Annotated in this window: 15 protein-coding genes; 4 read left to right on the forward strand and 11 right to left on the reverse strand. The window is 70.5% G+C overall.

Annotated elements, in window-relative coordinates; all coding sequences use genetic code 11:
• Position 1: 1 nt before the first annotated feature.
• The 11 genes from QNJ30_25185 to QNJ30_25235 all read right to left on the reverse strand — a co-directional run bounded on the left by QNJ30_25185 (position 2) and on the right by QNJ30_25235 (position 11,023).
• Positions 2-793 carry a hydroxyacylglutathione hydrolase gene (locus QNJ30_25185; GenBank protein MDJ0946755.1) on the reverse strand — a complete coding sequence of 264 codons (792 nt, stop codon included), beginning with the start codon at positions 791-793 and terminating at the stop codon, positions 2-4.
• Between the two features lie 74 nt (positions 794-867).
• Positions 868-1,836 carry an ATP-binding cassette domain-containing protein gene (locus tag QNJ30_25190; protein ID MDJ0946756.1) on the reverse strand — a complete coding sequence of 323 codons (969 nt, stop codon included), beginning with the start codon at positions 1,834-1,836 and terminating at the stop codon, positions 868-870.
• Positions 1,833-2,828: an ABC transporter ATP-binding protein gene (locus QNJ30_25195; protein MDJ0946757.1), complete on the reverse strand. Its 996-nt coding sequence runs from the start codon at positions 2,826-2,828 to the stop codon at positions 1,833-1,835. The genes QNJ30_25190 and QNJ30_25195 overlap by 4 nt, the downstream gene beginning before the upstream one ends.
• 129 nt (positions 2,829-2,957) lie before the next feature.
• Positions 2,958-3,806, reverse strand: a complete 849-nt coding sequence (locus tag QNJ30_25200; protein MDJ0946758.1) for an ABC transporter permease — start codon at positions 3,804-3,806, stop codon at positions 2,958-2,960.
• Complete coding sequence (locus QNJ30_25205; GenBank protein ID MDJ0946759.1) at positions 3,799-4,755, reverse strand: ABC transporter permease; 957 nt, start codon at positions 4,753-4,755, stop codon at positions 3,799-3,801. Before QNJ30_25205 ends, QNJ30_25200 begins: the two co-directional genes overlap by 8 nt.
• Before the next feature lie 306 nt (positions 4,756-5,061).
• A complete protein-coding gene (locus QNJ30_25210) occupies positions 5,062-6,540 on the reverse strand; it encodes an ABC transporter substrate-binding protein (GenBank protein MDJ0946760.1) in 1,479 nt (492 codons plus the stop codon).
• Between the two features lie 11 nt (positions 6,541-6,551).
• The gene (locus QNJ30_25215; protein MDJ0946761.1) at positions 6,552-7,574 is read right to left on the reverse strand and encodes a P1 family peptidase; all 1,023 of its coding nucleotides are present in this window, start codon (positions 7,572-7,574) and stop codon (positions 6,552-6,554) included.
• Positions 7,571-8,845 (reverse strand): acetylornithine deacetylase/succinyl-diaminopimelate desuccinylase family protein, encoded by a 1,275-nt coding sequence (locus tag QNJ30_25220; GenBank protein MDJ0946762.1) that lies wholly within the window; start codon positions 8,843-8,845, stop codon positions 7,571-7,573. The genes QNJ30_25215 and QNJ30_25220 overlap by 4 nt, the downstream gene beginning before the upstream one ends.
• A 101-nt stretch (positions 8,846-8,946) precedes the next feature.
• Complete coding sequence (locus QNJ30_25225) at positions 8,947-9,732, reverse strand: SDR family oxidoreductase (protein MDJ0946763.1); 786 nt, start codon at positions 9,730-9,732, stop codon at positions 8,947-8,949.
• Between the two features lie 99 nt (positions 9,733-9,831).
• Complete coding sequence (locus QNJ30_25230) at positions 9,832-10,281, reverse strand: GNAT family N-acetyltransferase (GenBank protein MDJ0946764.1); 450 nt, start codon at positions 10,279-10,281, stop codon at positions 9,832-9,834.
• On the reverse strand, positions 10,253-11,023 hold the full coding sequence (locus tag QNJ30_25235; protein MDJ0946765.1) for a DUF2161 family putative PD-(D/E)XK-type phosphodiesterase: 771 nt from the start codon (positions 11,021-11,023) through the stop codon (positions 10,253-10,255). Before QNJ30_25235 ends, QNJ30_25230 begins: the two co-directional genes overlap by 29 nt.
• A gap of 136 nt (positions 11,024-11,159) precedes the next feature.
• Here QNJ30_25235 and QNJ30_25240 point away from each other — a divergent pair, with 136 nt between their 5' ends.
• The 4 genes from QNJ30_25240 (at position 11,160) to ppk2 (ending at position 15,451) form a co-directional block, all read left to right on the forward strand.
• Complete coding sequence (locus tag QNJ30_25240; GenBank protein MDJ0946766.1) at positions 11,160-12,518, forward strand: FAD-dependent oxidoreductase; 1,359 nt, start codon at positions 11,160-11,162, stop codon at positions 12,516-12,518.
• A 203-nt stretch (positions 12,519-12,721) separates the two neighbouring features.
• Complete coding sequence (locus QNJ30_25245; GenBank protein ID MDJ0946767.1) at positions 12,722-14,095, forward strand: glutamine synthetase family protein; 1,374 nt, start codon at positions 12,722-12,724, stop codon at positions 14,093-14,095.
• 31 nt (positions 14,096-14,126) lie between these two features.
• The gene (locus tag QNJ30_25250; protein MDJ0946768.1) at positions 14,127-14,510 is read left to right on the forward strand and encodes a cupin domain-containing protein; all 384 of its coding nucleotides are present in this window, start codon (positions 14,127-14,129) and stop codon (positions 14,508-14,510) included.
• 23 nt (positions 14,511-14,533) lie between these two features.
• Positions 14,534-15,451, forward strand: a complete 918-nt coding sequence (gene ppk2, locus QNJ30_25255) for a polyphosphate kinase 2 (GenBank protein ID MDJ0946769.1) — start codon at positions 14,534-14,536, stop codon at positions 15,449-15,451.
• Positions 15,452-15,570: the final 119 nt, after the last annotated feature.

A 15,570-nucleotide genomic window follows, 5' to 3' on the forward strand; every position in this document is an offset into this window, starting at 1 on the left:
GCTACCAGCTGTTGCGCAGTTCGCGCAGCTTGAGGAACACGGTCTTGGCGTCGGGCTCGTCCGGCAGGTCCGGAAAGACCTCGCGCAGCCGGGCGATGACCCCGGGGCTGTGCAGCCGGAAGAAGGTGTTGACCTCCTTCTCCAGGGCCAGGGTGGTGACCAGGGCCCGGCCGGGGTCCTGGTCCTCGATCTCGGCCAGCAGGCCCGGCGCCCGCGGGTTGTCCGGCTCGCGGTCCAGGGTGAAGCGCAGGTTGTTGGCGATGTAGTCGTGGCCCGGATAGATCAGGGTCTCGTCCGGCAGCTGCGAGAGCTGCTCGGCGAAGGTGTGGTAGAGCTCGTTGGGGTGGCCGCCGTTGTGGCAGTTGCCGGCCCCGGCGTTGAACAGGGTATCGCCGCAGAACAGCGCCGGCTGCTCGGTACGGGACAGCAGGCAGACGTGACTCATGGTGTGGCCGGGGGTGTCGAGGGACTCCAGCTCCACCGTCTTGCCGACCTTGATCACGTCGCCGGCGCCCAGGCCGCGGTCGATGCCTGGGATCCGGTCGCGGGCGTTCGCGTGAGCCAGCAGCTTGGCGCCGGTGGCGGCGATCATCGGCTTGTTGCCGCCGATGTGGTCGCCGTGCTCGTGGGTGTTGAGGATCTGGGTGATCTCCCAGCCCTTGCCCTCGGCGGCGGCCAGGCACTTGCGGTGATCCAGCGGATCGATGGCCAGGGCCTCGCCGGTCTCCGAACAGGCGATCAGGTAGTTGAAGTTGCGATAGGCGTTCGCGGTCCAGATCTGCTCGACGATCATGCGGTCCTCCCCTTTGCCCCCAATGTAGTCATGGCAGACGCGAGCGGCCAGGGTCGGCTCAGGCCCGCCTTCGATCAAGCGAGGTGGCAAGCGACCTGCCGGCCCCCGCCCAGCGGCCGCAGCAGCGGCGGCTCCTGGCGGCAGCGGGCCTCGGCCAGCGGGCAGCGGGCGGCGTAGGGACAACCGCCTCCTGGGCCGGCCGGGCCGCCGGGCTTGGCCTCCCGCGCCACCCGCCCGGGCCGGCGGCGGCGCGACGGATCAGGCTGCGGCACGGCGGCGACCAGGGCCCGGGTGTAGGGGTGGGCCGGGTCGGCGAGGACCGCCTGGCTCGGGCCCCGCTCGACGATGCGTCCCAGGTACATCACCGCGACCTCCTGGGCGACGCTGCGGACCACCGAGAGGTCGTGGCTGATGAAGAGGTAGGCCAGGCCGAGGCGGTCCTGCAGGTCGAGCATCAGGTTCAGGACCTGGGCCTGGACCGAGACGTCGAGCGCCGAGACCGGCTCGTCGGCGACGATCAGATCCGGGTGGGTGATCAGGGCGCGGGCGATAGCGATGCGCTGGCGCTGGCCGCCGGAGAACTCGTGCGGATACTTCGCCGCGTCCGCCGGCTTGAGGCCGACCGCACCCAGGGCCTCGGCGATCCGCTCCCGACGGGTGCCCCTATCCTCGCCCTCCAGGGCGTCGAGCGGCTCGGCGACGCTGCGCCCGACGCGGTAGCGCGGGTCGAGCGAGCCGTAGGGATCCTGGAAGACCATCTGGAAGTGCCGCCGCAGGAGGCGCAGCGCCGCGGGGCGGAGGGCGAAGAGGTCCTGGCCCTTGAAGCGGACCCGGCCCCGGGTCGGCGTCTCGAGCGCCACCACCGCGCGGGCCAGGGTCGACTTGCCGCAGCCGGACTCGCCGACCACGCCCAGGCTGCGGCCGGCGGCCAGCTCCAGATCGACCCCGAAGAGCGCCCGCCGCCGCGGCGCCGGCTCGAGCAGCCTGCGCCGCGGCAGGCGGTAGTCGCGGACCAGCCCTTCGACCTGGAGCAGCGGCTTCACGGCGCTCCCTCTCGCAGGGGGTGAAAGCAGAAGACCTCATGGCCGCCGCCCAGCGCACTGCCGCGCGGCACGGACTCGCAGGCCCCGGTCGCGCGGGGGCAGCGCGGCGCGAAGGCGCAGCCGAGCGGCCGTTGCAAGGGATCCGGCACCTGGCCGGGGATCGAGGCCAGGCGGTCGCCGGGCGCGGCCTGCAGGCTGGGCAGGGCGGCGAAGAGGCCCTCGGTGTAGGGATGCGACCGCCGGCGGAAGACCTCGGCGGTGGGACCGCTCTCGACGATGGCGCCGGCGTACATCACCGCCATGCGGTCGGTCATCTCGGCGATCACCCCCAGGTCGTGGGAGATCAGGATCAAGGCCATGCCCTCCTCCGCCGCCAGCTCGGCGATGAGGTCGAGGATCTGGGCCTGGATGGTGACGTCGAGGGCGGTGGTCGGCTCGTCCGCGATCAGGATGTCCGGGCCGCAGGCCAGGGCCATGGCGACCACAACCCGCTGGCGCTGGCCGCCGGAGAGCTGGTGCGGATGGAGGCCGAGCGGAAAGTCCGCCGGGGGCAGGCCGACCCGCTCGAGCAGGGCGGCGGCCCGGTCCAGGGCCGCCCGGCCGTCCAGCCCGAGGTGCAGGCGCAGGCCTTCGGCCACCTGGTCGCCGATGCTGCGCACCGGGTTGAGCGCGGTCATCGGCTCCTGGAAGACCATGGCGAGACGCCGGCCGCGCAGGCGGCAGAGCTCGGCCTCGCCCAGGTCGAGCAGGTTCTTGCCCTCGAGCGCGATGCGCCCCCGGGCCCGCGCCGCCCCGGGCAGCAGGCCCAGGATCGCGAGCGCGGTCATCGACTTGCCGCAGCCGGACTCGCCGACCAGGCCCAGGCTCTCGCCACGGTCGAGCGACAGGCCGACCTCGCGCAGGATCTCGATCGGCCCCAGAGGGGTCCGGATCTCGACGCCGAGTCCCTCGATCTCGAGCAAGGCCATGGTCAGGGCCTCAGAGCAATGCATACTGTCATGCCCGGACTTGATCCGGGCATCCATGGAGCAACTTGCACCATGGATTGCCGGGTCAAGCCCGGCAATGACAGCGGAGAAGACGTCGAGGGTTGTTGAAGCTCCAACGTGGCGTTCATACCGCTAGCGCGCCCGCCGAAGCTTGGGGTCGAGGATGTCGCGCAGGCCGTCGCCCAGGAGGTTGAGCCCCAGGACCGTCAGGGCGATGGCGCAGCCCGGGAAGATCGCCAGGTAGGGCGCCTGGAACATGAAGGTCTGGGCGTCGTTCAGCATCTTGCCCCAGCTCGCCGCTGGCGGCTGGGTCCCCAGGCCCAGGTAGCTCAGGCCCGCCTCGGCGAGGATCGCCAGGGCGAACTGGATGGTCGCCTGGACGATCAGCACGCTGGCGATGTTGGGCAGCACGTGCTCGACGGTGACCCGCGCCTGGCCCTTGCCGGCGACCCGGGCCGCCAGGATGAACTCGCGCTGCCAGACCGAGAGCGCGGCGCCGCGCGCCAGTCGGGCGAAGACCGGCACGTTGAAGATCCCGATCGCGATGATCGAGTTCACCGCGCCGGGCCCCAGCAGGGCGGTGATCATGACCGCGGTCAGCAGCGCCGGAAAGGCGAAGGCGAAGTCGGAGAAGCGCATCACCGCCTCGCTGACCCAGCCGCCGCGCGCCGCGGCCAGCGCGCCCAGGGGCACGCCGAAGCCGAGCCCGATGCCGACCGCGACCAGGGCGACGACGATGGAGTTGACCGCCCCGGCCATGATCATCGAGAGGATGTCCCGGCCGAAGTGGTCGGTGCCCAGCCAATGCGCCGCCGAGGGCGGCCGCAGCTTGCCGGCCACGTCGATCTCGGCGACGCCGTAGGGGGTCCAGACCAGCGACAGCGCCGCCATCGCGAGGAAGGCCAGCGTCAGGATCCCGCCGATCAGGAAGGAACGGTGACGCAAGCCCTCGCGCAATAGCTCGCGGCCCGCCTCAAACACCTTCGACGCCTCCGCGCAGCCGCGGGTCGAGCACAGCATAGAGCAGGTCGACCGTGAAGTTGACGAGGACCACGGCACCGGCCAGCAGCACCACCAGGTCCTTGACCACGATGAGATCGCGCTGGGCGATGGCCTGGAAGATCAGCCGGCCGAGCCCGGGCAGGTAGAAGACGTTCTCGATGATGATGGTGCCGGCGAGCAGGAAGGAGAACTGCAGGCCCATGATCGTGACCACCGGGATCAGTGCGTTGCGCAGGGCGTGGCCCCAGAGCGCGGCGCCGCGGCTGAGCCCCTTGGCGCGGGCGGTGCGGACGTAGTCCTCGCCTAGGGTCTCGAGCACCGAGGAGCGGGTGACCCGCGCCAGGATCGCCGCCTGCGGCAGGGCGAGCGCGACCGCCGGGAGCAGCAGCGACTTCAGCGCCGGCAAAAGGCCCGCGTCCCAGCCGGCGAAGCCGCCGGCCGGCAGCCAGCGCAGGCCGACCGCGAAGAGCAGGATCAGCAGGATCGCGAACCAGAAGTTGGGGATCGCGACGCCGATCTGGCTGAAGCCCATGACGCAGAGGTCGGCCAAGCGCTTGTGCCGCGCCGCCGCCAGCACGCCGAGCGGGATCGCGATGGCGGTCGACAGCAGGATCGCGATCACCGCCAGGGGCAGGCTGACCGCGACCCGGTCGGCGATCAGCTCGGCCACCGGCACGCTGTAGGTGTAGCTCCGGCCCAGGTCGCCCTGCAGCAGGCCCCCCAGCCAGTCGAAGAAACGCACCGGCGCCGGCAGGTCGAGGCCCAGCTCCCGGCGCAGCGCCGCCAGGCTGTCCGGCTGCGCCCCGGTGCCGAGGATGATCGCCGCCGGATCTCCGGGCAGCACCTCCAGCACCGTAAAGACCACCAGCGCCGCGACGAAGAGCGTCAGGACCAAGGTCACCAGGCGCTTGACGAGGAAGAGGGCCATGGCTCAGCGCCAATCTCGAGGGCGAGGACATGTCGGCACCAAGACCGAACCGATCGGAACCACGGAGATGTCCCCCTCCCCCCGCCCCCTCCCACCAGGGGAGGGGGAGCCATAAACGTGTCTGGCTAAAGGTTGGGCAATACCGCCTTGGGGGACAAGTCGGTGGCCCCCGTCTTAGATGTCATGCCCGGACTTGATCCGGGCATCCATCGAACAACCGGCACCATGGATTGCCGGGTCAAGCCCGGCAATGACAGATGAAAGAACCCAAGGGCCGGTCCCATACCTTCAGCGTCTCAACCCGACTCACTCGCTCCAGGAAACCTCGGTCAGGTCGTTGGCCTGGACCGGGCTGTTGGCCCAGAGGCCCTGGAGCTTGGCGTTCCAGACGCCGTGCTTGGCGAGCTGGAACAGGAAGCCGTTGACCGAGTCCTCGGCAATCCGCTGCTGCGCCTCGGCCATCAGCTTGTAGCGCTCGCCCTCCTCCACCGCCGCGTCCAGCTTGGCCAGGGTCGCCTTGAAGGCCTCGCTCTTGTAGTCGAAGTAATAGTCGTCGCGGCCGTAGATGCCGATGTCCATCGGCTCGGTATGGGAGACGATGGTCAGGTCGTAGTCCCGGCCGCGGAAGACCTGCTCCAGCCACTGCGCCCATTCGACCGGGATGATCTCGAGCTCGATCCCGACCTGGGCGAGCTGGGCGGCGACGATCTCGCCGCCGCGCCGGGCGTAGGTCGGCGGCGGCAGCTTGATGGTCGCCTTGAAGCCGTCGGCCAGACCGGCCTCGGCCAGCAGGGCCTTGGCCTTTTCCGGGTCGTAGGGATAGCGGTCGGTGAGGTCGACGTAGGCCGGGTGATGCGGCGCGAAGTGGCTGCCGATCGGCGTGCCGTAGCCAAACATCGCGCCGTCGACGATGGCCTTTCGGTCCAGGGCGTGGGCCACGGCGCGGCGCACCCGCAGGTCGCTGAAGGGCGCCTTGCCGTTGTTCATGGTCAGGATGGTCTCGCCCTCGGTGCTGCCGATGACCACCTTGAAGCGCGGGTCGGCCTCGAACTGGCCCAGGCTCTCGGGCGCCGGGAAGTTGGCGAAGGCGTCGAGGTCGCCGGCCAGCATGGCCGCGACCGCCGCCGCCGGGTCCGGGATGAACTTGAAGGTCGCGCGCTCCAGCTTGACCGCGTCGCCCCAGTAGTCCGGGTTGCGGGCCAGTTCGACCCGGTCGCCCTTGACCCAGCGCTCGAACCTGAAGGGCCCGGTCCCGACCGGCTTGGCCTTGTTGCCCTCCGCCGATCCCGGCGCGACCACGACGGCGTCGCCCCAGCCCAGGTTGAAGAGGAAATGCCCGGTCGGCCGCTTCAAGGTGACCACCACCGTGGCCGCATCGGGCGCGGCGACGCTCTCGATCGGCTCGAAGAGCACCTTCTGGGCGTTGACGCTGTCCTCGGCCCGGGCTCGGTCCAGGGAGAAGACCACGTCCGCGGCCTCCAGGCTCGTGCCGTCGTGGAAGCTGACGCCCTCGTGCAGGGTGAAGCTGTAGGTCAGGCCGTCGTCGGAGACCGTCCAGCTCTTGGCCAGGGCCGGCTGCACGGCGCCGTTGCGGTCGATCCGGGTCAGGCCCTCGAAGACGTTGGCGTAGACCACCTCGTCGATCGCCGCGGCGGCACCGGCCGTCGGATCCAGGTGCGGCGGCTCCAGCACCATGCCCATCACCAGGTCGGTCTTGGCCGCCTGCGCCGGCGGCGCCCCCAGCGCCAGGGCCGCCAGGGCCAGGCCGTAGAACAGCGCCCTCATCTCTCCCTCCCTCATCCTTGCGCGGCCTTGCGGGCCGCGATGTCCTCGGCGAAGCGCGCCCGGTAGGAAGGCACGCCGCCCAGGCTTTCCGCCTCGAAGACGGCGCGGGCCACCGCCCGCGCCAGGCAATCGGCCGCCATCATCCCCAGCCGCGCCAAGTCTGCCTCGGGATCCTCCAGAGCGCAGCGCCCGGTCGAAAGCGCGAAAACCGTATCACCGTCGTAGGGCGTATGCACGGGGCGGATCGCCCGCGCCAGGCCGTCCTGGGCCATGACCGCCAGGCGCCGGGCCTGGACCCGGCTCAGGGTCGCGTCGGTCGCGACCACCGCCAGGGTGGTGTTGCCGGCCACCGGCGACGCCAGGGCCGCGAGCGCCTCGGGCCCCGGGGCCGCCGTGGGCGGCGGCAGGCCGCCGAACTCCGCCGCCTGCTCGAAGGGCCAGGCCCAGAAGCTCGGATCCTCGGGATAGGTCACGCTGCCCAGGCTGTTGACCGCGGCCAGGGTGCCGAGCGTGATCGCGCCGTCGCGGACCGAGGCCGAGCCCAGGCCGCCCTTGAGCGGTCCGGCGGTCGCCCCGAGGCCGGCGCCGGCGTTGCCCAGGTCGAAGTCTGCGCCGGCGGCCTCCACCGCCTGGGCGCCAAGCCGGTGGTAGGGCGAAACCGGGCCCCAGTCCTTGTCGCCGCCGTTGTCGAGGTCGAAGAGGATGGCCGCCGGGACGATCGGGACCCGGGCGCCGCCGATCTCGAAACCGCGGCCCTGCGCCCTCAGCCAGCCCATGACCCCGTCCGCTGCCGCCAGGCCGAAGGCCGAGCCGCCGCTGAGCACCAGGGCGTCGACCGCCTGCACCGTGCCGGCCGGGTCGAGGAGATCCGTCTCCCGGGTGCCCGGCCCGCCGCCGCGTACGTCGGCCGCCGCCACCGCCGGCGCCTCCGCAAGCACGACCGTCGCCCCGCTGCGCAGCGCGGCGTCTTCGGCGTTGCCGACCGTGAGGCCCGGCACGTCGGTGATCAGGTTACGCGGGCCCGGGCCGCTCACCCGGCGCCTCCGTCCAGCAGCGCCAGGGTGGCGCCGGCCATGACCTTGGCCGCGGCGACCATGTCGGCGACCTCGATGTACTCGTCGGGCTGATGCGCCAGGTCGAGGATGCCCGGGCCGTAGGCGATGCAGTCCTTAAGGTGGCCGATCCGGACCACGTGCTTCTGGTCGTAGGTCCCCGGCGAGACCACCGCCTGCGCCGGACGCCCCAGAACCTCCTCGATGCCCGCCGAGATCGCCCGCACCACCGGCGAGTCGGCCTCGGTCATGGTCGGCAGGAAGGTCATGATCTCGCGCAGGCGGTAGTCGAAACCGGGCCGTCCGGCCTTGAGGTCTTCGAGGATCCCGATCACCTCCCGCTTGACCTCCTCCAGATCCTCCTCGATCAGGAATCGCCGGTCGATCACCAGGCGGCAGGAGTCCGGCACCAGGGGACTGGGCAGGCCGTCGAAGCCCTCGGGCAGGCCGCCGTGCAGGGCGTTGAGGTTGAGGGTCGACTGGCGCGCGCCCTCCGGCACCACCGGCATCTCGGTGCGCTTGGCCGCCAGGCGCGGGTAGAGCTCGCTTTCGATGCGGGCCAAGAAGGCGGCCATGTGGCGTACGGCGCAGTCGCCGAGGAAGGGCATGGAGCCGTGCGCCTGGCGGCCCAGGGTTTCGATCTCGGCCCACCAGACCCCGCGGTGGCCGAGGCAGACCCGGTCGACGTTGAGCGGCTCAGGGATGATCACGTGGTCGACCCGCGGCCTGGAGAAAAAGCCGCGCTCGGCCAGGTAGCCGACCCCGCCGTAGCCGCCGGACTCCTCGTCGACCGTGCCGGAGATCTCGATCGCGCCGGGCCAGTCCGGCTCCGCCTCGAGCAGCGCCTCGACGGCGATCACCGCCGCCGCCAGGCCGCCCTTCATGTCGCAGGTGCCGCGGCCGTAGATGCGGCCGTCGCGCAGCTCGCCGCCGAAGGGATCGTAAGTCCAGCCGAGGCCCGCCGGGACCACGTCGATGTGGCCGTTGAAATGCACGCAGGGCCCCGGCCGCTTGCCCTCGATCCGGGCCACCACGTTGGTCCGCGGATAGCGCGGGCTGTCGGCGACCACGCCCTCGGCCCGGTGGTAGCCGACCTCGAAGCCGCGCGCCGCCAGCCGCCGCCCCAGCGCCTCGGCGCAGTCCCTATAGGCGTCGCCCGGCGGATTGACCGTCGGAATCCGCACCAGCTCTTGGGTCAGCGCGACCAGGTCCCCGGTCTTGTCCTCGATGCGGCGATGCAGTGCGTCCGGCACAGCCCTCTCGGTCCTCCCTCAGATGTTCCGTCCGGCGACGAGACGCGCCGCGCAGGCTTCGATGACGACTATACGGAAACGCCGGACAATCGTCAGGGCGCTCAACGCGTCGCGTACTGCCGGACCATGTGGCCGCCGTCGACGTCGATGACCTGGCCGGTGAGATAGCCGTTGGTCATCATCATCAGCACGGCGTTCGCGATCTCCTCGGTGCTGCCGACCCGGCCGAGGGGCAGGCTCTCGCCGGTTGCCGCGTACATGGCCTCACGCTTGTCCTCGGGCATCTTTGCGTAGGCCTCGCTGCGCACCATGCCCGGCGAGCAGCAGTTGATCCGGAGCCGCGGCCCGAGCTCGAGCGCCAGGGCGCGGGTCAGTCCCTCGACGGCCGAATTCACCGCGCCGAGGCCGGAGCAGTTCAGCCCCGGCCGACGGCTGAGGACGCCGGAAAAGAAGGTGATGCTGCCGCCGTCCCGGAGCTTCGGCAGGGCCGCCCGCGCCACCGCATAGGGGCCCCAGAACTTGGCATCGAACATGGCCCGCACCGGACCGGTCTCGAGCTCCGCGAAGCGGCCGTGGACCGCCGAGGACGCGGTGATCACCAGATGATCGACGCTTTCCTCCGCGAGACCGCCGAACCAAGCCCCGACGGCGGCCTCGTCGGTCATGTCCAGGGACTGAACGGCAACCCGGTCACCGGCCCCGAGGGCCTTCCGCGCCGCCTCCAGCTTCTCCGACGAGCGGCTGACCAGGGTCACCCGCCCGCCCCGGTCGCAGACCGCCTTGGCCGTCGCCTTGCCGATGCCGCTGCTGCCGCCGACGATCACGACGTGGCAATCTCTCAGGCTCTGAAACGAGGGCAAGGCCGTTGACGTAGAGTCGCTGTCCATGGGCATCCTCTTGATCTGAAGGGCACAGATGTGCGGTTCCTCCAGCTTCCTCGCTCCGCGCCGGACCGGCAAGCGCGGGCTGCCCTCTCGCGACACGGTCTATCCGGCAAGCTCCTTTCGGTAGAAGACGCGCGAAAAGCCGTCTTCTTCGCGGCGGTCGGTCTCGACGTAGCCTAGCGCCGGATAGAAGGCCTGGTTCTCGACCATCTTGACGTTGGTGTAGAGCTCGATGGCCGAGAGGCCCCGGCGCCCGGCCTCGTCCTCGGCGAAGCGCATCAGCGCCTTGCCGAGTCCCTTTCCCTGTCCGGCCGGAAAGACCGCGACGTTCTCGACGTGAAGGTGGTCACGACGCGGATAGAGCACGATGAAACCCGCGACCTCGCCCTCCAGTTCCACGACATACAGCGTGCCGGTCTCGATCTGGGCCTCGAAGTCGGCGACCATCGGCGCCGGCTCCTTGCCCATGCGCGGCACATAGAGGCCGTAGGCCTGACGGGCGCAGTCCTTCACGCGGTCGAGGTCACCCGGGACGGCCTTTCTGATGGTCATCTGCCCCTCCTTGCTCGTCTCGGGACGGGATGCCGACGAGTCCCAGGCTTTCCAAGGCCTCCGCGTAGACCGCCAGCGCCCTGCGCCCCAGCGGCGTGACCGCGTAGACGCCGCGCTCGACCCGCTGGAACCAGCCGTAGACGTCGCGCTGGAGCATCCGGGCGGCCCCGGTGACTCCGGTGGCGGCGCGGATCTCGGCCAGCTTGGCCGGGCCTCGCCCGTCCAGATAGACGGCGCAACGTAGCGCATCCTGGCGGTAAGCGGTGACCAGGCGGCGCTTGCTGCTGCCGCCGCAGTTGGGATCACCGACCCGGCGTTGGAACTCGCGCAACAGACGGCCGCGCCGCTGCGGGCTCTTGCGCGGCCGGTAGGGCGCCGGGTCCAGGTGAACCTCGACCAGCCCGGGCGCGCCGGCCGCCGGCGCCACGGTCATGAGACCAAGGCCGAGCCGGCGGCAGAGCTTGACGATGTCTCGGGACTGCCGGCGCCAGGACCGCGCGCCGGCACCGGCCTCGGGCTGGGCCACCGCCAGGTAGACCCAGTCGGTCAAGGCCTGGCGCCGAACGCCCTGGAAGACCAGGGGCAGGGAGAAGGCGGTCTTGAGCTCGACCACCACCGGGTCTTCGCCCTCGCGGCAGGCGACGACGTCGCAGTCTGCCACCTCGCCCTTGACCTCGTAGCCCTGGCCCTCGAGGAAGCGCTTGATCGGCGGGTAGAGGTCGGTCTCCCGAAGGCGGGTCATGGCTTGCGGCCGGTAACCGAAAATGAAGATAATCCGGCCCTGATATCACGATTCGCGACGACAGGGTCGCGCCGCTCCGGCCGCGCCCCTCCGCCCCCACATCCGGAGGCCGCCCCCGCGCGGCGGCGAGACGCACATGGAGGATACGGCCTACCGGCTCTACGACCCGGCCATGTACGACTTCTGGACCCCGGCGGAGAGCTATTGGGAAGCCAGCCTGCCGGGGCCGGAGCGGCTGGCGCCCCTGTCGGGGAGCGAGAGCTGCGACGTCGCGATCGTCGGCGGTGGCTACACCGGCCTCTCGGCCGCCCTGCACCTGGCCCGCGACCACCAGGTCGACGTCCGGGTCCTGGAGGCCGGCCACCTCGGCTGGGGCGCCTCGGGCCGCAACGGCGGCTTCTGCACCATGGCGCCGACCAAGCTCTCGACCAAGGGCTTGATCCTGCGCCACGGCCTGGAAGCGGCCAAGGCCTTCTTCGATGCCCAGAAGGCGGGCCTCGAGCTGGCCCTGGCCCTGGAGCGCGACGAGGGCATCGATTTCGACCGCCAGGGCGACGGCGTCTTCGTGGTCGCCCACCAGGCCTCGCGCTACGAGGAGCTGGAAACCGAGGCGGCCCTTCTGAGCGGCCAGTTCGGCTTCGAGACCGAGGTCCTGCCGGCGGAAGCCTTCCAGGAGATCGGGCATGCTTCGACCGAGAACTTCGGCGCGCTCTTGATCCGCTCCGGCTTCGGCCTCCATCCCCTGAAGTACGCCCGCGGCCTGGCCCGCGCCGCCCTACTGCGCGGCGCCAAGCTGCACCCCCACAGCCGCGTGGAGAGCTGGACCAAGGTCGGCAGCCAACACCTGCTGGAAACCGACGGCGGACGCCTGAAGGCGCGCCGCGTGCTGCTGGCGACCAACGGCTTCACGCCGGAGGGCGTCAACCCGGCCTTCGACGGCCGTACGCTTCCGGTCATTTCGAACATCGTCACCACGCGGCCGCTTACCGAGGCCGAGCTGGCGGCCCAGTCCTGGCGTACGGAGAACCCCATCTCGAATACGCGTACGCTGCTGTTCTACTACCGCCTGCTGCCGGACCGGCGGCTGCTGTTCGGCGCCCGCGGCGACACCAGCGGCACGCCGGCGGCCGGCGAGCGCATGCAGGCCTGGCTGGCCCGGCGCCTTGGCGAGGTCTTCCCGGCCTGGCGCGAGGTCGAGATCAGTCATTTCTGGCGCGGCTTCGTCTGCGTCACCCGCGACCTGACTCCCGCGGCCGGCCAGCTCGAGGACGACCCCAGCGTCTTCTATGGCTTCGGCTACCACGGCACCGGGGTCAACGCGGCGCCCTGGACCGGTCGCGCCCTGGCACGGATCATCGCCGGTGCGGCGGAGGCCGAGGCCGAGCTGCCGGAGATCCTGCGCGGACCGGCGCGGCCTTTCCCGTTGCCGGCCCTGCGGCTTTGGTTGTTGCGCTCGGCCAATCTCTACTATCGTCTGGTCAAGGACAGGTATTAGTGATCCGATGGACCCGCTTGATCCCCTCGTCCTCTTGCCTCTACCTCGGCTGTCATGCCCGGACTCGATCCGGGCATCCATCGAGCCGCCGGCGCCATGGATTGCCGGGTCAAGCCCGGCAATGACAGACAGTGGAACTCGAGTGTCAGGTTCATGACGCGAAAAAGTCTCACACCACGAGAAAGGTGCGGCAAAGCCACAGTATGAAGAAGGCACGCCCCAAGACTACGCCCGCCGCCGAGTTCAAGGCCTTCCAGGCCGCCCACCCCGAGACCCGCTACGTCGACGCCATCCTGACCGACCTCTGCGGCATCGTGCGCGGCAAGCGCTATCCCATGGCCGAGGCGGAGAAGCTCTTCACAAACGGCCTGCAGCTCTGCGAATCGGTCTTCCTGCTCGACGTCACCGGGGCCAACACCGATCCGGCCGGCCGGGGCTTCACCGACGGCGACCCCGACGGCACCTTGGTGCCGGTCCCCGGCACCCTGGTCCCGGTGCCCTGGGCCGAGGAGCCGCGTGGCCAGGTGCTGATGACCATGACCACGCCGGAAGGCGCGCCTTCGCCGGTCGACCCGCGCAACGTCGCGATCCGGGTGCTGGAGCGCTTCAAGGCGCTGGACCTGACCCCGGTGGTCGCCTTCGAGCTGGAGTTCTACCTGCTCGACTCCGAACGTAACGCGGCCGGCCTGCCGCAGCCGCCGATCTCGCCCAAGACCGGCCGGCGCGAGGCCAGCCTGCAGGTCTACGGCATCCAGGAGATCGACGGCTTCGCCGCCTTCCTGCGCGACGTCGAGGCCGCCGGCGCGGTGCAGAAGGTGCCGGCGAACATCGCGACCGCCGAGTTCGCCCCGGGACAGTACGAGATCAACCTGCACCACGTCGGCGACGCCCTCGCCGCCGCCGACCATGCGGCGCTGCTGCGTCACATCATCAAGTCGGTGGCGCGGCGCCACGGCGTCGAGGCCAGCTTCATGTCCAAGCCTTTCCTGGACCAGACCGGCAACGGCATGCACGTCCACATCAGCCTGCTGGACAAGCAGGGCCGCAACGTCTTCGCCGCCGAAAGCCCGCTGGGCAGCGAGACCCTGAGGCACGCGATCGGCGGCCTGATGGCGACCATGGCCGAGGCCATGGCGATCTTCGCGCCCAACGTGAACGCCTTCCGCCGCTTCGGGCCCAACCTCTTCGTGCCGGTCAACCGCTCCTGGGGCGCCAACAACCGCTCCGTGGCCTTCCGCATCCCGACCGGCCCGCCCGACAGCCGGCGCATCGAGCACCGCTTCGCCGGCGCCGAAGCCAACAGCTATCTGGTCCTGGCAGCGATCCTCGCCGGGATCCACCACGGCATCACCGGGGAGATCGATCCAGGCCCGGCGAGTGAAGGCAACGCCTGCGAGACGGTCGATCCCGACCTGCCGCTCGACGTGCCGTCCTCGCTGGCCCGCCTCGAGGCGGCGAAGGTCCTGGGCAGCTACCTTGGGCCGGAGTACCTTGAGGTCTATGCCGCGACCAAGCGCAACGAGTACCGGGACTTCATGAACGACATCTCGCTCAGGGAGTACGCTTGGTACCTGTAGGAGGTCCGTGGGAGGGACCAGGGAGGACGTCATGGCCGGCCAGGATCAGAAATTCGCCCTCAGTCGGGGGGAGGACGCCGCCTTCGAGGGCGGCGGCCTGCGGTCCTTCTTCGAGTACCGCGACCTGGGGCTGGCCGAGGCGACCGGCGGCCGCTACCACGCCCAGGTCATCCGGGCCAGCGCCCCCTGCCAGGACGGCACCGGCCCGCACCGGCACAGCCTCGAATTCCAGATGGTCTACGTGCTCAAGGGCTGGGCCCGCTTCGACTACGAGGGCCAGGGCGAGGTGACCTTGAAGCCGGGCGACTGCGTGCTGCAGCCGCCGGGGATCCGGCACGAGCTGACCGCCTGCTCCGACGACATGGAGCTTCTGGAGGTCACCTCGCCGGCCGAGTTCGGCACCGAGCCCGCCTGACATATCCGCAAGGGAGTGCGGCCATGAGCAGCAAGGAATGCGATGCTCCGAAGGCCCGGCACGGCGACGCGGCCAAGCCGGCGACCGGCGGCCGGCCGGAAAGCGGCCTGGACGAGGACTACCTCGCCCAATGGACCGCCTGCGGCGAGGCCAAATACCCCTATGCCGACCGCCTGAAGCGCAAGCCTTTCGAGCGCGAGAAGCGGAGCCTGCAGATCGAGCTCCTTAAGCTGCAGGACTGGGTCAAGGCCAGCGGCGAGCGGATCGTCGTCGTCTTCGAGGGCCGCGACGCGGCCGGCAAGGGCGGCACCATCAAGACCCTGACCGAGCACCTCAACCCCCGCGGCGCGCGGATCGCCGCCCTGGCCAAGCCCAACGACCGGGAGCGCAGCCAGTGGTACTTCCAGCGCTACGTCGAGCATCTGCCGTCGGGCGGGGAGATCGTGCTCTTCGACCGCTCCTGGTACAACCGTGCCGGGGTCGAGCGGGTCATGGGCTTCTGCTCGCAGGAGCAATGCCGGGCTTTCCTCGAGGAGGCGCCGGAGTTCGAGCGCCTGCTGGTCAAGCACGGCACCCACCTGATCAAATACTGGTTCGCGGTCACCCGCGAAGAGCAGGCCAAGCGCTTTGCCAAGCGCCGGACCGATCCGCTAAAGCGTTGGAAACTCAGTCCGATCGATCTGGCTTCGGTCGACAAGTGGCACGACTACACCGAGGCCCGCGAGGAGATGTTCTTCGCCACCAACCGCGAGTGGGCACCCTGGACCGTGATCAAGTCGGACGACAAGAAGCGGGCCCGTCTCAACTGCATGCGCCACCTGCTTTCGCAGTTCTCCTATCCGCACAAGGATCAGGCGACGATCGAGGGAATCGACCCGCTGATCCTGGCCCGCGCCGACTCCATCTTCGAGGGCTACCTCGGCCCGGCCGAGACATCTTGAAGCGGCGCTGCTCCCGCTGAAGCGGTCCGACCGGCGCCGCTGCCGGAGCCTTCCAGGCGGCCAGGGCAGCGCCCGGCAGGAGGCCGCATTCCACGCCCCTGGTTCCGCCGAATCGGCTA

It is taken from the genome of Kiloniellales bacterium, from assembly GCA_030066685.1.
Taxonomy (GTDB): domain Bacteria; phylum Pseudomonadota; class Alphaproteobacteria; order Kiloniellales; family JAKSBE01; genus JAKSBE01.

Bases quoted from the DNA above. Each gene is read 5' to 3' on its own strand.
- QNJ30_25240 (MDJ0946766.1), top strand. From the start codon at position 11,160: ATGGAGGATACGGCCTACCGGCTCTACGACCCGGCCATGTACGACTTC.
- QNJ30_25235 (MDJ0946765.1), bottom strand. From the start codon at position 11,023: ATGACCCGCCTTCGGGAGACCGACCTCTACCCGCCGATCAAGCGCTTC.
- QNJ30_25210 (MDJ0946760.1), bottom strand. From the start codon at position 6,540: ATGAGGGCGCTGTTCTACGGCCTGGCCCTGGCGGCCCTGGCGCTGGGG.
- QNJ30_25185 (MDJ0946755.1), bottom strand. From the start codon at position 793: ATGATCGTCGAGCAGATCTGGACCGCGAACGCCTATCGCAACTTCAAC.
- QNJ30_25245 (MDJ0946767.1), top strand. From the start codon at position 12,722: ATGAAGAAGGCACGCCCCAAGACTACGCCCGCCGCCGAGTTCAAGGCC.
- QNJ30_25250 (MDJ0946768.1), top strand. From the start codon at position 14,127: ATGGCCGGCCAGGATCAGAAATTCGCCCTCAGTCGGGGGGAGGACGCC.
- QNJ30_25195 (MDJ0946757.1), bottom strand. From the start codon at position 2,828: ATGCATTGCTCTGAGGCCCTGACCATGGCCTTGCTCGAGATCGAGGGA.
- QNJ30_25230 (MDJ0946764.1), bottom strand. From the start codon at position 10,281: ATGACCATCAGAAAGGCCGTCCCGGGTGACCTCGACCGCGTGAAGGAC.
- QNJ30_25225 (MDJ0946763.1), bottom strand. From the start codon at position 9,732: ATGGACAGCGACTCTACGTCAACGGCCTTGCCCTCGTTTCAGAGCCTG.
- QNJ30_25205 (MDJ0946759.1), bottom strand. From the start codon at position 4,755: ATGGCCCTCTTCCTCGTCAAGCGCCTGGTGACCTTGGTCCTGACGCTC.
- ppk2 (MDJ0946769.1), top strand. From the start codon at position 14,534: ATGAGCAGCAAGGAATGCGATGCTCCGAAGGCCCGGCACGGCGACGCG.